The sequence below is a fragment of the Acidobacteriota bacterium genome, from assembly GCA_026707545.1.
Lineage (GTDB): Bacteria > Acidobacteriota > Thermoanaerobaculia > Multivoradales > Multivoraceae > Multivorans.
On the sequence record JAPOWR010000001.1, the window covers coordinates 1,209,004 to 1,224,192 of the forward strand.

Annotated in this window: 9 protein-coding genes; 8 read left to right on the top strand and 1 reads right to left on the bottom strand. The window is 68.5% G+C overall.

The annotated features are described in order from the left end of the window. Positions 1–138 precede the first annotated feature (138 nt). From OXG83_04665 to OXG83_04695, 7 genes are all read left to right on the top strand, one after another. Positions 139–1,473, top strand: coding sequence for an HD domain-containing protein (locus OXG83_04665; protein ID MCY3964311.1), 1,335 nt, complete (start codon positions 139–141; stop codon positions 1,471–1,473). Between the two features lie 74 nt (positions 1,474–1,547). Beyond that, on the top strand, positions 1,548–2,168 hold the full coding sequence (locus tag OXG83_04670) for a sigma-70 family RNA polymerase sigma factor (GenBank protein ID MCY3964312.1): 621 nt from the start codon (positions 1,548–1,550) through the stop codon (positions 2,166–2,168). Then, entirely contained in the window at positions 2,168–2,590 is a 423-nt protein-coding gene (locus OXG83_04675; protein ID MCY3964313.1) for a hypothetical protein, read from the top strand. Before OXG83_04670 ends, OXG83_04675 begins: the two co-directional genes overlap by 1 nt. Beyond that, positions 2,590–3,171, top strand: a complete 582-nt coding sequence (locus OXG83_04680; protein ID MCY3964314.1) for a hypothetical protein — start codon at positions 2,590–2,592, stop codon at positions 3,169–3,171. Before OXG83_04675 ends, OXG83_04680 begins: the two co-directional genes overlap by 1 nt. Next, entirely contained in the window at positions 3,168–6,443 is a 3,276-nt protein-coding gene (locus OXG83_04685; protein ID MCY3964315.1) for an efflux RND transporter permease subunit, read from the top strand. The genes OXG83_04680 and OXG83_04685 overlap by 4 nt, the downstream gene beginning before the upstream one ends. Beyond that, positions 6,440–8,041: an efflux RND transporter periplasmic adaptor subunit gene (locus tag OXG83_04690; protein MCY3964316.1), complete on the top strand. Its 1,602-nt coding sequence runs from the start codon at positions 6,440–6,442 to the stop codon at positions 8,039–8,041. The genes OXG83_04685 and OXG83_04690 overlap by 4 nt, the downstream gene beginning before the upstream one ends. Before the next feature lie 35 nt (positions 8,042–8,076). Continuing rightward, positions 8,077–11,397, top strand: a complete 3,321-nt coding sequence (locus OXG83_04695) for an efflux RND transporter permease subunit (GenBank protein ID MCY3964317.1) — start codon at positions 8,077–8,079, stop codon at positions 11,395–11,397. A 33-nt stretch (positions 11,398–11,430) separates the two neighbouring features. Here OXG83_04695 and OXG83_04700 read toward each other — a convergent pair whose 3' ends face one another. Beyond that, a complete protein-coding gene (locus OXG83_04700; protein MCY3964318.1) occupies positions 11,431–13,731 on the bottom strand; it encodes a hypothetical protein in 2,301 nt (766 codons plus the stop codon). A gap of 23 nt (positions 13,732–13,754) precedes the next feature. Here OXG83_04700 and OXG83_04705 point away from each other — a divergent pair, with 23 nt between their 5' ends. Beyond that, positions 13,755–15,176 (top strand): divalent metal cation transporter, encoded by a 1,422-nt coding sequence (locus OXG83_04705; protein MCY3964319.1) that lies wholly within the window; start codon positions 13,755–13,757, stop codon positions 15,174–15,176. Positions 15,177–15,189: the final 13 nt, after the last annotated feature.

Consider the following 15,189-nt stretch of genomic DNA (forward strand, 5'->3'; position numbering starts at 1 on the left):
ATTCCCGGTCGCTCAAAGCAAACCGTAGAATAACAGAGCGTGGTTCGGGATCCTGGCTCAGGCTTCGAGCGACACCCGGCCTGGCCGAGGGTGCTGGACATCTGCCGGGCTGCGTCCGCGGTAGGCGGATCCGTGCGAGTGGTCGGAGGCTGCGTTCGAGACGCGTTGCTCGGCCTGGAGTGCCGCGAGTTCGACCTGGAGGCGTTCCGACTCACGTCCGACCGCCTGGAGAATGTCCTTAGAGGCCTCGAGCTGCCGGTCGACCAGGTGGGCCGCGCGTTTTCCGTCGCCAGGTTGCGGGGTTTCCCGATCGACATCGCCCTGCCGCGCCGGGAACGGAAGGTGGGGAAGCGGCACCGGGACTTCGTCGTCGACGCGGATCCCCAGATGAGCGTGGAGGCTGCCGCGGAGCGGAGGGATTTCACGATCAACGCCATCTCGTACGACCCCCTGACGGACCGGTTGGACGACCCCCTGAACGGACGGGCCGATCTCGAACGCCGGCGGCTCCGCCACGCTTCGCACCGTTTCGGGGAAGACCCGCTGCGGGTGCTGCGCGGCATGCAGTTCATCGCCCGGCTGGCCCTAGAGCCGGACCGGGAGACGGAGGTCCTCTGCTCCCGGATCGACTGGAGCGATCTGAGCGCGGAGCGAGTCTTCGACGAGTGGCGCAAGATGCTTCTGTACGGCGTCGAGATCGGACGCGGTCTGCGATTCCTCGAGACGGTCGGGTGGCTACGGGCCTATCCCGAGCTGGAGGCTCTGATCGGCTGCGAGCAGGACCCGGAGTGGCACCCCGAGGGAGATGTCTGGGTGCATACCGGACATGTCCTCGACGCGTTTGCCAGGGAACGGCTCGAAGACGAGGACGAAGACCTGGTCGTCGGACTTGCCTGCCTTTGCCATGACCTGGGCAAGCCGGCGACGACGCGGTTCGTCGACGGGCGGCTGCGCTCCCGGGGGCACGAGGCGGCCGGCGAGCGGCCCACGCGAACCCTCCTCGCCCGGCTGACGAGTCGCCGGGGCCTTGTCGACGACGTTGTCCGCCTGGTGGTCGATCACCTGAAGCCGCGCCAGCTCCACCGGGGCCGCGCCGGCGACGCGGCCGTCCGGCGGTTGGCCAACCGGGTACGGCGGATCGACCGACTGGTGCGGGTGGCACGCGCCGATGCCCAGGGACGCCCCCCGCTCGGGCCCGTCGACTGTCCCGAGTGCGACTGGCTGCTGGCGCGCGCCGAGGCGCTACGAATCAGGGATCGGGCGCCGGAGCCGGTGGTGCGAGGCAGGGACCTCATCGCTCGGGGCTTCGCTCCGGGTCCGGCGATCGGCGAGTTCGTGGACCGCTGCTATCAGGCCCAACTGGACGGCGCCTTCGAGGGGAGGACCGGTGGCCTTCGTTTCCTCGACTCGTTGCTCCGGCGCCGGGCTGGGCCTGAGCGAGCGCCGGGCAGCTCCGGCCGGGCGGAACCGTGACGGACCCCTCGAGCGGCCGGACGGGCGAAACAAGGGCCGCCAGCGGGTCGTCCCTGCACCAAGAGGATGATGACTTGCCAGCTCAGAAAGCCTCCGACCGGGACTCGACCCGCGGGTCGACCGGCGTTTCCGAGGACGTCGAACTCGTTCGACGAGCGTCGGCGGGTGACGGCGCAGCCTTCGAAGCCCTTGTGCTTCGCTACGAGACGCCGTTGCGCAAGCTGGTCTACGGCTACGTACTCAACTGGGAGGTCGCCGAGGACGTGGCCCAGGACGCTTTCCTGCTGGCCTACCGGAAGCTCGACCATCTGGGAGAGTCAGCCGCGTTCAAGAGCTGGCTCTACCGGATCGCGATCAACCGGGCGCACGACGAGCTCCGGCGCGCGGCCCGCTGGCGGCTGCGGCTGGACCGCAACGTGGGGGACGAGGCACTGGCCGAACTGCCGGCGGCCGGCGCGGAGTCGGCCGTCGAGTCGCGGCTGCTACGGCGCGCCCTCGTGCGCGAGCTGGCACGGTTGCCGAAGAGCCAGCGAACGGCGGTCGTGCTGAAGGATGTGGCGGGAATGAAGTACGTGGAGATCGCGGAGTTCCTGGGCTGTCCGATCGGTACAGCGCAGATCCGCGTTCATCGGGGCCGGCAGAAGCTCCGGCGCCGGCTCGGCGAGCCGGGCTCCAGGGCAGGAGGAGGTACATGATGAGGGAGGAAAAGAGGTCGAGCCGACCGGAAGAGGCCGGAGGAAGGCTCGACTCGCTGTTTGACGCGCTGCGTGAGGAGTGCGCGGCGCCGCCGCCGGCACCGGGCTTCGTGGCGGGTTTCAGGGCCCGCCGCGACGCCTGGCTGGAGCGTACGGACCACGCCGCTGCGTGGCGTCTGCTCGCCCTGCGCCTGTCGCCGGTCGGCGCGCTTGCGGCCGGGGCCGCGCTGGTCATGACCCTCAGCTCCGGCAGCCAGCCCATGGCTCCGGAGACTGGTTTGGAAGCTCCGGTGACTGCGGAGTACCCGGATCCGTTCGTGGCCGGGCTGGAAGAGGCCGGCGTGGCGACCGTGGCAGTGAGCGACGATGACGCCGGCTACGAACTGCTGGCCGTCCTCTACGAACCGATGGGGACACGATGATGTCGAACGGTCCCACGAAGTTGTGGATGGGTGTCGCGCTGGGTTCCGTGCTGGTCGTCGGCCTGTCGGCTGGCCTGGTGGCGGACCGGCTTCTGCCGGAACGTCGTGCCGCCGTGAAGGAGCAGGAGACCCGGACGGAGGCGCACCCTCCCCGGTCGTCGATGTTCCATTTCGACTGCCCGGAACAGGACCCGGGTGAAACGACGGCGAGTCCGGCGCCGGAACCACCGGCCGATGCGGCGCGTTCCGAGACCTTCGACGAGCACAGGTCGAAGATGACCCGGCGGATGGCGCGACGCCTGGAGCTCGATCCGGAGCAGATCGCGGCGCTCGAGCCGATCGTCGGCGAGGCGATGATGCGAGGACGCCACTACTGGACCGGTGCCCGCGACGAGTTCTGCGCCATGCAGCGGGACTTCCACCGGCAGGTGGGGGAGCTGCTCCGTCCGGACCAGGCGGTGCGCTTCGACGAGATGCGTCGTGACCTGTGGGAACGGAGCCGGCGCCATGGAGATCGCGACCACGATGGCCGTGGGCGCGGTCGCCGCGGTGACGACGACTCGCCGGGTGACTGCCGGTGAGCGCCGACGAGAAGGAGGTCGGGATGGAAGGGCAGGGAACCGGCTTGCGCGGTGGGCCGGAGGAGCAGGAAGCGGCACTGCAGGAGGCGGCGGCACACGTCCCGGTCCACCCGCTGATCCGCTTCGCCGTCGAGCGGCGCGTGACCATGTTCATGGCGACGCTGGGGGTGCTGGTGCTCGGCTGGTTGTCGCTCACGCGGCTGCCGCTGGAGTTCCTGCCCCTGTTCCAGTCGTCCAACATCTCGGTTCGGGTGCCGTACCAGTCCTCGTCGCCAGAGGAGATCGCGCGGTCGATCATCTGGCCGCTGGAGGACAGCCTGGGAACGATCAACGGCGTCCGGCTGCTCCGCTCGCGGGCCAGCGGCAGCTCCGCTTCGGTGGACATCGAGTTCCAGGACGGGACCGACATGGAGCTGGCGGCCGTCGACGTGCGCGACCGGATCGACCGGGTGCGCAATGAACTTCCGAGCGATGTGGAGCAGATCTACGTCCGTCGCTTCGAGAGCACGGACATTCCGGTTCTCCGCAGCAGTCTCAGCGCGCCGTGGGACCAGGACGAGCTGAACGACTTCGTCGAGGACGTGCTCCTGCCCCGGATCGAGCGACTGGAGGGCGTGGCGCAGGCGGAAGTCTGGGGCATGCTGAGCCGGGAGCTGCGGATCGAGCTGTTGCCCGATCGCATGGCCGCCCACGGCGTGGATGTCCGCGAGTTGCGGCAGATCCTGCAGAACAACCACGTGAACGTCTCGGGCGGCTATCTGCGCGAAGGCAGCCGCCGTCTGCTGGTTCGCACCGTCGGTGAGTTCCGGGCGCCGGACGAGATTCGCGACCTGCCGATCCGCGGCGACGGCCTGCGGGTCGGCGACGTCGCCGACGTGAAGTTCGGCTATCCGGACAAGTACGAGCACAACTTTCTCAACGGGGTCGAGGCGATCAACCTGAGCGTCAACAAGGCCTCGGACGCGAACCTCCTGGAGGTCGTGAACCGGGTTAAGGCCGAGCTCGAAGCGATTCGGCAGACGCCCGAGGGCGAGGGCCTCGAGTTCCGCCATTTCCACGACACCTCGATCGACGTCCGCCAGGGGCTGACCGAGCTGGGCCGCAGCGGTCTGATCGGCGGTGGCCTGGCGATCGTCTTCATGTTCCTGTTCCTGCGCAAGTTCCGGACCACGCTCCTGGTGGCCCTGGCAGTGCCGCTGTCCCTGGTCATGACCTTCGTCATGATGTACCTCGGCCGCCAGGCGGGCGTCACCGAGATCACCTTGAACGTGATGAGCCTGATGGGGCTGATGCTCGCGATCGGGATGCTGCTCGACAACTCGATCGTGGTGATCGAGTCGATCTTCCGGCACCGCCAGGAACTCGGCGCCAACGCGAAGTACGCCGCCCTGGGTGGCGCCAGCGACGTGGCGATGCCGATCATCTGCTCGACGATGACGACAATGTGCGTGTTCGTGCCGCTCATCTTCTTCGGCAGCGGCGGCGGAGGACCGGGCAGTTTCTCGCGCTTCATGGGCGACATCGGCACGACGGTCTGCGTCGTCATGCTCGGTTCCCTGGTCATCTCCCTGACCGTGGTACCGATGATCGCGGCGATCCTGCTCAGGTCGGAGAGCAAGCGCCGGTTCAGGCTGCTCGACCGGATGAACGACCTCTACGGCAGAACATTGGGCTTCACCCTCCGCCACCGCTTCGTTTTCACGATGGTCATCGGCACGCTGCTCTACGGTTCCTGGGTGCTCTACAACAGCATCGAGCGGAGCTACAACCAGCCATCCCAGGGCAGGGCACTGACGGTGTTCGTCGAGACGCCGCGGCAGATGGGAATGGACGAGCGCCTGGCTCTCTACGACGAGGTCTACGCGATGCTCGATGCCAGGCGCGACGAGTGGGAGATCGCCGACATCGCCCACCAGGTCCGGCGGGGCGGCGGCCGCAGCCGGGGATACGGCGGCAGCAACCGCTTCGAGATCTACCTCAAGCCGGAGGAGGTCTCGGAGCTGTCCACGGACGAGGTCACGGAGCTCATCCGGGAGGCGATGCCGCAGCGGGTCGGTGTGCTGTTCAAGCTCGCTCGCACCGAGTTCGGGCCTCCGGGCTCCGGGAGATCCGGGATGGACGTGGAACTGATCGGCGACGACGTCGGCACTCTCGAACTCCTGGTGCCGCGGATCACCGAACGGCTGCGCCAGATTCCCATCGTCGGCGACATCGACAACTCGTTCGAGAGCGGCGACGACGAGATCCGGGTGTCGGTGAACCGTGAGCGCGCCCTCCAGGGCGGCCTGTCGAGTCAGGCGGTGGCAATGACCGTCAGTGGCGCGCTGTCGAGTCGTTCGCTGGCGTACTTCAAGACCGCGGAGCGCGAGATCGGCATGGTCATGCAGTACCGGGAGGAGGATCGCGAGACGCTCGATCAATTGAAGAAGATGCCGGTCCTCGTGTCGGACCCCAACGGCGAGGGCGCGGGCGTGACCCTGCCGATCTCCAGCCTCGCGTCGTTCAACGTCCAGAGCGGTCCGTCCGAGGTCGAGCGGGAGAATCGCCGAGCCAAGGTGGAGATCGACGTGACGGCCGCGGGCGGCACGCCGGGCTTCATGCTCCGACGGCCGGTCCAGATGGCGCTTGCGGACGTGCCGTTGCCGCCAGGCTACGAGTGGTCTCTCGGCAGGAGGTTCATGGAGGCCGAGGAGGACGCATCGCGGGCGGTGCTGGCGATGATCCTGGCCGTGGTGCTGATCTACATGATCATGGCGGCGCTGTTCGAGGACTTTCTCCAGCCCTTCACGATCATGCTCTCGATTCCGTTCGCCTTCATCGGCGTCGGGCTGATCATGTTCCTGGCGGGCCAGCCGCGGTCCGACTCGTCGAACATGGGACTCCTCATCCTGGCCGGGATCGTGGTCAACAACGCGATCGTCCTGATCGATCACATCAACCGGTTGCGGCGCGAAGGCATCGCCCGCGACAAAGCGATCGTTCTCGGCGGCAAGAATCGCCTGCGGCCCATCCTGATGACGGCGGTGACGACGATTCTGGGCCTGTCGCCGATGGTGGCGCCGTTCTTCCTGCCTCAGGTGTTCGGGCAGCCCGAAGGCCGGGCTGCCTTCTGGGCGCCGGTGGGTCTCGTCATCCTGGGCGGACTGACCACTTCGACGTTCCTGACCCTGCTCGTGATTCCGACGGTTTACTCCCTGGTCGATGACTTCAAGCTCTTCATCCAGCGGGTTGTGCGGGCGGCAGTCGCCGTTCCGCGGAGAAAGATGGCATGAAACTCAAGAGATGCATGGGCAAGGCGCGGTCGGCCGGCGCCCTTCTGTTGATCGCGGCGGTGGCCGCCGCAGGCATCGGCTGCGGCCAGTCCAGCGCCGAAGCGGGCGGCGAGAACCCCCGCGCGGGCCAGGGCGGTCCTGGCGGCGGCCCTCCGGGCGGCGGCCAGCGCAGCGGGCGGCCTGGGGGGCGTGGCGGCGGTCCTCCGGGTGGCTTCCCGGGCGGCATGCCGCCAGGCTTCGGCGCTCCCGCCAGCGCGATTCCGGTCAGGGTGACGAGCGTCATTCGCCGCGACATCGCGGACTACCTGGAGACGAACGGTTCGCTCGAGGCCGAGAACGAGGTCGACATCGTGGCCCGGACGACCGGCCCGATCGTCGAACTGAACGTCGAGGAGGGCGACTTCGTCCGGGCGGGTCAGGTGCTGGCCCGGATCGACGCCGCTGAGATCGAGGCCCAGCTCGGCATTGCCCGGGTCAACCTGGCCGAGGCGGAACTGGCCTGGAACCGCGCCCAGGATTCGTTCCAGGCCGAGGTCGTCAGCCAGGAGGCCTACGACCTGGCGAAGTCCAACTTCGACGCCGCCGCCGCCCAGATCGTCGGCACCGAGATCCTGCTGGACTACACCGTGATCCGGGCGCCCTTCGACGGCCTGATCATCGAGCGGGTGATCAAGAACGCCGAGCACGTCGCGAACAACGCGCGGCTGTTCCGGATCTCCGACTTCGACCCGCTGCTCTGTCCGATTCAGCTTCCCGAGAAGGACCTGCCGCGGCTCAAGCTGGATCAACCCGCCTACCTGACGGTCGAGGCGTATCCCGGCGTGCGCTTCCCCGCCCGGGTGCTGCGGATCAGCCCGGTGGTCGACCCGGCGACCGGTACGGTCAAGGTCACTCTCGAAGTCCAGGCCCAGGGCCGCCTGCGGCCCGGCATGTTCGCCAGCGTGTTCGTCGAGACGGATGTTCACGAGAACGCGATCGTCGTGCCGAAGCAGGCCCTGGTCCTGGAGAGCACTTCCGACACCGTCTACGTGGCGATGGACGACGGAGGGGGCGGCACGGTCGCCCAGCGCCGCGAGCTGGAACTCGGCTACGAGGAGAGCGACAGCCTGGAGGTCCTTTCCGGTTTGCGCGAGGGTGAGGACGTCGTGATCGTCGGTCAGGACGGCCTCTCCGACCGGACACCGATCTCGATCGATGAGCGTGAGGGGCCGGCCGCGGCGCCGGCGATGTTCACGGCGGTCCCGGCCACGGCCGCCGGGCGGGCGACCCAGGTCGCGGCCGGTCAAGTGGCGCCGGTTGCCGGCGGGGCGCCAGCGGCCGAGCAGGCCGCGCCGCGGCCGCGCCGGCCGGGCGGACCCGGGTCCGGTCCGCCGGGGCAGGGAGGTCCCGGAGGCTTCCGCGGTGCTCAGCCGGGAGGGTTCGATCCGAGTCAAATGACCCCCGAACGGCTCGAGATGATGCGGGCCCGCATGAAGGAACGTGGCATGAGCGACGAGCAGATCGACCAGATGATGGAGCGCATCCGCAGCGGCCAGCGGCCGCCAGGAAGACCGCCCGGTGGACCGCCGGGCCGGCAACAGGGTGGACCTCCGGGTTGATCCGCGGCCGCGACTCCTGACCAGGTAATCACGAGATGCGGGTTGTTTCCTTCGCCACCCGGCGACCGGTCACGGTGTTCATCTTCGCCCTGGCGGCGGTGGTCTTCGGCGGCGTCGCCTTCCGCGACCTGGCGGTCGACTTGCTGCCGGACATCACGTACCCGTCACTCACCGTTCAGACGGGGTACGAGGGCGCGGCGCCGGTAGAGATGGAGACCCTGATCACGCGACCGGTCGAGGATGCGGTCGGCGTGGTCAACGGCGTCAACCGGGTCGTGTCCAGCTCCCGGGCGGACATCAGCGAGGTCACCCTGGAGTTCTCCTGGGGCACGAACATGGACTTCGCGTCGCTCGACGTGCGCGAGCGGCTGGATCAGGTGCGCCTGCCGATCGCGGCCGACCGGCCGGTCTTGCTGCGCTACGACCCTTCCCTTGATCCGATCCTGCGGATGGGGCTCGCCGGCGGCGGCAGCGACCTGATCGCGTTGCGCCTGCTGGCCGAGGAGGACCTGAAACGGAAGCTCGAGCGCCTGGAGGGAGTGGCGGCGGTGGTCGTCAGCGGCGGCCTGGAGGAGGAGATCCAGGTCGAGATCGACGAGCGTCGCCTGAGCAGTCTCGGGTTGACGATGAACCAGGTGATGAACCGCCTGGGGCAGGAGAACGTGAACCTGACCGGCGGCCGGCTGCGCGACGGTCAGACCGATTACCTGGTGCGAACGATCAACGAGCTGCTGCGTCCGGAAGAGATACGGGAGATCGTGATCGACCGGGCCCAGGGAGCGATCGTCCGCCTCGAGGACATCGCCCGCGTCTACCAGGGTGCCAGGGAGCGCGAGGTGATCACCCGGATCGACGGCCAGGAGGCGGTGGAGATCGCGGTCTACAAGGAGGGCGGCACGAACACGGTGACCGTCGCTTCCGCCGTGCTCGAGCGGGTGGAGGAGCTGGAGGAGGAGCTCAGGGCGATCGATCCCCAGCTCGAGCTGAGCGTGCTGACCGACCAGTCGCGCTACATCCGGGACTCCGTGTCGGCCGTGATCGAGACGGCCCTCATCGGCGGTTCGCTGGCGATCGTCGTCCTCTTCCTGTTCCTGCGGAGCGCGCCGAAGACACTGATCATCGGAATCTCGATCCCGGTCTCGGTCGTGGCGACCTTCTTCCTGATGTACGTCGCCGGAGTGTCGCTCAACATCATGTCGCTCGGCGGCATCACGCTCGGCATCGGTCTCCTGCTGGACAACTCGATCGTCGTCCTGGAAGCGATCCAGCGCCGCCGCGACGATGGGCTAGGCGTCGTCGAGGCTGCCCGGGCCGGCGCCTCCGAGGTCGGCCGGGCGGTGATCGCGAGCACGATCACGACCGTCTGCGTGTTCGTGCCGATCGTGTTCGTCGAGGGCGTCGCCGGCCAGATGTTCGGCGACCAGGCCCTGACCGTGACGTTCTCCCTGCTGGTGTCGCTGGGGGTCGCGCTGACCGTGATCCCGATGCTCGCCTCCCGGAGGTTCTTCGCTGCCGGCGAACCGGTCGAGGCGGTCCAGAGCGTCGGGCGTTCCAACCCCGTGACCCGCGGCCTTTCGGCTTTCTTCAACGCGATCGGCGTCGGCATCGCGCTGGCTGTCAGGACCGTCTTCCGCGGCGTAGCGGCCGTGATGTCGGTGTTGTTGCGCCCCGTGCTTGCGGCGTTCGACGCGTTGCTTCGGGGCGTTACCGCCGTCTACGCCCGGATTCTCCGGGGAGCCCTTCGACATCCCGTGCTGGTCGTCCTGGTGGCCGTCGTACTCCTTGCGGGGAGCGTCCAGCTCATTGGCTCCCTGGGCAGCGAACTCGTCCCGGAGTTGATTCAGGGCGAGTTCTACGTCGACGCCGAACTGGCGCCGGGCAGCCGTCTGGAGGTGACGGACCGACGCCTGGCGGCGGTTGACAGGTTCGTGGGGGAACAACTGAAGGACGACGTGCAGTCGGTGTACACGGTGGTGGGCACGTCGAACGAACAGGGCGGCGCCGCCGGCGAGCGACGAGAGAACATCGGTCAGGTCAACGTGCGATTGCATCCGCCGATCGACGCCGAGCGCGAGGAATCGGTGATGAGCCGGATCAGGGACAAGATCGACGCGGAGAACGCGTCCTTCGCGGGCCAGGGGCCGGCGATCGGGGGGGGCGCCTCAGTTCCGGCCGGCGCCGGAGTCGGGCCTGGGTCGCTGGTCATGGACGATACGATGAAGTACCGGTTCGGCCGTCCGACCTACTTCAGTTTCCGGAGCCCGGTCGAGGTGCAGATCCGTGGCCATAACCTGGCGTTGCTGAAGAGGCTGGCGGACCAGGTGGTCTCCCGAATGCGCGGGGTCGAGGGTCTGGTGGACGTGAAGTCCTCGACCGAAGGCGGCAACCCGGAGCTGCAGATCATCTTCGACCGGGAACGGCTGTCGATGCTGAACTACACGGTCGCCGAGCTTGGCGCCGTCATCCGCTCCAAGGTGCAGGGCGACATCGCGACGGACATCGTGCGCGAGGACCGCAACATCGAGGTGAGACTGCGGACCGATGAGGGCTACCGCGACTCGGTGCGCGATCTGCGCAACCTGAACATTCGTCAGAGCGGTGCTGTGCCGCTGCCGCTGTCGGCGGTCGCCGACGTCATCGAGACGGAGGGACCCGCGGAGATCCGCCGCAGCGACGGCACGCGGGTGGCGCAGATCGAGGCGAACATCGTCGGCCGCGACCTGGGCAGCGTTTCCGACGACATCCAGGCGATCCTCGACACGACGCGGTTCCCGGTGGGCTTCGACGTTCTCGTAGGAGGCCAGCGCCAGGAGATGGAACGCTCGTTCGACAGCATGAGACTGGCGATACTGCTCGCGGTGTTCATGGTCTACCTGGTCATGGCGTCGCAGTTCGAGTCGCTGCTGCACCCCTTCGTCATCCTGTTCGCGGTGCCGTTTTCGATCATCGGCGCGATCGGCATCCTCTACCTGACGCGCACACCGGTCAGCATCGTCGTCCTGATCGGCGGCATCCTCCTGGCCGGAATTGTCGTCAACAACGCGATCATCCTGATCGACTACACGAATCGCCTGCGGCGTGCCGGCAAGGCCAAGGTCGAGGCGCTGCGCGAGGCCTGCCTGGTGCGTCTGCGGCCGATCCTGATGACGACATCGACCACCGTGCTGGGCCTGCTGCCGATGGCGCTGGGACTGGGGGAGGGGGCGGAGCTCAGAACGCCGATGGCCCTGACCGTGGTCGGCGGGCTGTTGACCTCCACGCTACTGACGCTGATCGTGATCCCCGCGCTCTATCTCCTGCTGGACTTCCGCAAGCGTGACGCCGACCCTGAGGCCGTCGCCGAAGCCGCTACGTAGGCAGCACGCAGCGCCGTCAGATCGCGGAGCGCGCTACGGGAAGGCCTCTGCGAGTTCGGAGGCAGTCCAGGGGTCTAAACGCTCGCCTGTGCGTTGGCGAACCGCCGTGACGAGTTCGGGCGAAACGGGACCGGCGGTGTTGCCCCAGCTTCGGCGAATGTAGGTGAGGAGGGCGGCGATCGCGGTGTCGGGGAGGCGGGGGTCGGTGGCGAAGCCGGGCATCAGGTCGTCCCAGGTTTCGCCGTGGACTTCGATCGGCCCCTCGATTCCCTGGAGGACGAGGGCGACCAGGCGCTCGGACGAGCCGAGTACCCATGGGGAGCGGACCAGGCTCGGGCCCAGACCGTCCTGGCCCCGGCCGTCCTCGTTGTGGCAGGAGCGGCAGGCGCGGTAGTGGCGGCGGCCGCGGTTGAGCTGGGCGGTTTCCGCGGCGGTCAGCGCGGGAGCGGCCGCCGAGGCATCGGGGACAACGTCGGTCGAAGTGCCGTCCGGATTCGCGGCGAGGGCGACCTGGCGGTGGAAGGGGTCGTCCGGCTGGGCCGCAACTCGTTCCGCCAGGACCGTTCTCGCCCAGGTCGACTCCCCGGCGAGGGCGCCGAGGGTCAGGAGCGCCTGGGTGCGGACATGGGGCGACGAGGAGTCGAGCAGGTCGGTGACCGCGGTCCCACCAGTGGCGCTTCGGGCCAGCGTTTCGTCGCCGGCGCGCAAGGCGTGGACGACGAGCCAGGGATCACGGGCTCGCAGGGCTTTCTGCACGATGGTGTCATCCAGCTCGCCGCGACCGTGGAGGGTCCACATGGCGTGGATCCGGGCGAGCGGATCTTCGCCGGAGCCGGCGAGTTCGCGCAGAGCGCCCGTGCCCGCGTCGTCGAGTTCGTTCTCGACCAGTAGCCGCTGGGCCGTGTCGCGCTGCCAGCCGTTCGGGTGGGACAGCGCGGCGATACGGTCCGCCGTGGTTCCGAGACGCGGCGCTTCGCGACGGACGGAGGCGGGGTTCTCGACATCCTCTTCCCAGACCACACGGTAGACGCGGCCCATGCCGAGCGGGCGGTCGAGCCCGTGCTCCAGGATGTACTCGCGGAGGTAGGTCGTTACGTACCGCACGTGCTGCAGGATGCCGCGGTACATGTCGATCACGTAGAGCGCGCCATCCGGCCCGACCTTCGCATCGACCGGGCGGAAACGCTCGTCGGTCGAGGCCAGGAACTCGCGTTCGACCCAGTCCGGATCGCCGTAGCGACGGTGCTCGGCGACCAGGGTCGGGATGCTGTTCTTCACCGGACCGGGCGCGAGATCGAAGTGGGCGACCACGTTGCCGGCGGGCTCCGGCACGAAGACATCGCCGCGGAAGGTGGCCGGAAACTGGTCGCCCCTGTAGACCGTCAGACCGCTGACCGAGGTGGTCACGGCCAGCCGGCCGTCCCCGCGCAGCATGCCGTTCACGTAGCCGCGGTTGATGCCCGGATTCACGCGGATCGAGTAGACCGTCTCGTCGTGGACAAGCCTTTCACTGGCGCCGATGCCGCCGCCCCGCGGCTGATGCTCCGGGTTGGCGAGGGCGTACTCGGCCGGGACCAGGTCGGCGAACAGAAAGCGGGAGTTCGTGTTGTAGTACAGGCGGCCGACGTCGTCCTGGGCGATGCCCCACTGGCCGCGGAACAGGGTTGGATCGACCTCGAGCGACACGCCCTCCGGTCCCCGACGCAACCGGAAACGCCGGTCCGACTTCGAGTTGTAGATCCAGTTGTCGAGGCCCCAGAGGAGTCCATTTTCCGTGTGCTCTAGCAGGTCGGGGTCCGGATCGCCGTAGTCGAGCAGCCGCTCGCGGCTGCCGCAGCGAGGTAGTCCGCCGTCGCTCGTCTCGCTGCGGCACAGCCACAGGTTCGGCGGCTCACCGATCAGGACGCCTCCGGATACCGCCGCGATCGCCCGCGGGCTGACCAGACCGTCCAGGTAGACCCCGCTCCGATCCATCGCGCCGTCGTGGTCGGTGTCCTCGAGCACAACGACGCTTCCCACCGGCTCCTGCTCGCCGATCCCGTCGACGTTTGGCATGAAGCCCCGCATCTCGACGACGTAGAGCAACCCCCGTTCGTCCCAGGCCATCGCCACCGGGTCTTCGACCAGGGGTTCCGCGGCGACCAGCTCGATGCGAAAACCCGGAGCCACGCGCAGCGTTGCCATCGCTTCCGCAGGTGCCAGGGGCGGCGCCTCCGGTACTTCGAGCCGGCGCCAGATCTGATCCATCACGTGGCCTTCGCGGTCGCCTCGCTGGGCCGCCAGGGGCGCCGTGCAGAGGGCGAGTACGACGAAGGAAAAGACTCGCCAGCGCATCGCGGTGAAGTAGCCTAGCCGACATGCCGGAGCAGCTCTCCGCGGCCGAGCGGGACGACCTTCGGGTCGGCCTGCGGATGGCCCACCCGCCCGACCCGGCGGTGCTGGCCGCGGAGCGGCGGCAACTGGCCGGACTCGAACAGGCGCCCCGGACCTCCCGCTGGCGCGCCTTTGCTGGCCTGATCGGCCCGGGCTACATGCAGAGCGCGATGACGCTCGGCAGCGGCACGGCGGCCTCCGCCCTGTTCGCCGGGGCGGTCTTCGGGTATCAGCTCCTGTGGGTCGCGCCGCTCGCCATGCTGCTGGGGCTGGTCATGCTCTCTGCCGTCGCCCACCAGACGCTGTCGACGGGTCTGCGGCCGTTCGATGCGATGCGCCGCTTCGCGGGGGCGCCTCTGGCGTGGAGCTGGGCCCTGGGCGCGCTGATCGCGTCGATCGTCTGGCACTTCCCGCAGTACTCGCTGGCTTCCGCGGTTCTGGTGGACCTCGGCGAAGCGGCGGGGATCGAGGGGTTGCCGGCGCCGGCGCTGGGCTTCATCGTCCTCGTCTGGGCCGTGCTCATATCGTCGCTCTACGGCCGCCGGCCGGAGATGGTCCGGCTCTACGAGCGGCTCCTGCGGTACATGGTGTGGGGAATCGTCGTCTGCTTCGCCTGGGTCGTCTTCCGCACCGGAATCTCGGACTGGGGAGGCCTGGTCCGCGGCTTTACGGGCTTCACAATCCCGGGGGAGCGGAACGGCGTACTCGGCGTGACGGTGATTCTGAGCGGCCTGTCTGCCGCGGTAGGCATCAACATGGTGTTCCTCTACCCGTACTCGCTGCTCGCCCGCGGCTGGTCGCGCGAGCACAGGTCGCTGGCCCGGTTCGACCTCTGGACCGGAACCTTCGTGCCCTACGTCCTGGCCGCGAGTCTGATGGTGATCGCCGCGGCGAACACGATCCACCTCGATCCGTCCTATGACGGCGTGCGGCTGAGCCCGGTCGAGGCCGCGCAGTCCCTTGCGGCCGTCGCGGGTCCGGCAGTGGGGCGCGTGGTGTTCGATCTGGGCGTGCTCGGCATGGCCCTGTCGACGATCACCCTGCACATGCTGGCAACCGGGTTCGTGGCCTGCGAGTTGTTCGGCTGGGAGTTCGGCGGTACGAAGCACCGGTTCGCCATGCTGCTTCCCGCGCCCGGCGTGCTCGGGCCGGTGTTCTGGGGCGACATCGCGGTGTGGCTGGCGGTTCCCACGAACATCATCTGCGGTCTGTTCCTGCCGGCTGCCTACATCGGCTTCGTCATCCTGCAGCGCAAGCGCGGCTATCTGGGGCCGGACCGACCGGAAGGTCCGCGAGGCTGGCTGTGGTGGGCCCTGATGGTCGGCGTCACCCTGTTCCTGACCGGTTTCATGGCCTGGTACGTCTGGACCCAGGGCCCGGGCTACTTCGGACGCCTGACCGGCTGACGACCGGTTTCGT

Bases quoted from the DNA above. Each gene is read 5' to 3' on its own strand.
- OXG83_04675 (MCY3964313.1), top strand. From the start codon at position 2,168: ATGAGGGAGGAAAAGAGGTCGAGCCGACCGGAAGAGGCCGGAGGAAGG.
- OXG83_04680 (MCY3964314.1), top strand. From the start codon at position 2,590: ATGTCGAACGGTCCCACGAAGTTGTGGATGGGTGTCGCGCTGGGTTCC.
- OXG83_04690 (MCY3964316.1), top strand. From the start codon at position 6,440: ATGAAACTCAAGAGATGCATGGGCAAGGCGCGGTCGGCCGGCGCCCTT.
- OXG83_04695 (MCY3964317.1), top strand. From the start codon at position 8,077: ATGCGGGTTGTTTCCTTCGCCACCCGGCGACCGGTCACGGTGTTCATC.
- OXG83_04700 (MCY3964318.1), bottom strand. From the start codon at position 13,731: ATGCGCTGGCGAGTCTTTTCCTTCGTCGTACTCGCCCTCTGCACGGCG.
- OXG83_04705 (MCY3964319.1), top strand. From the start codon at position 13,755: ATGCCGGAGCAGCTCTCCGCGGCCGAGCGGGACGACCTTCGGGTCGGC.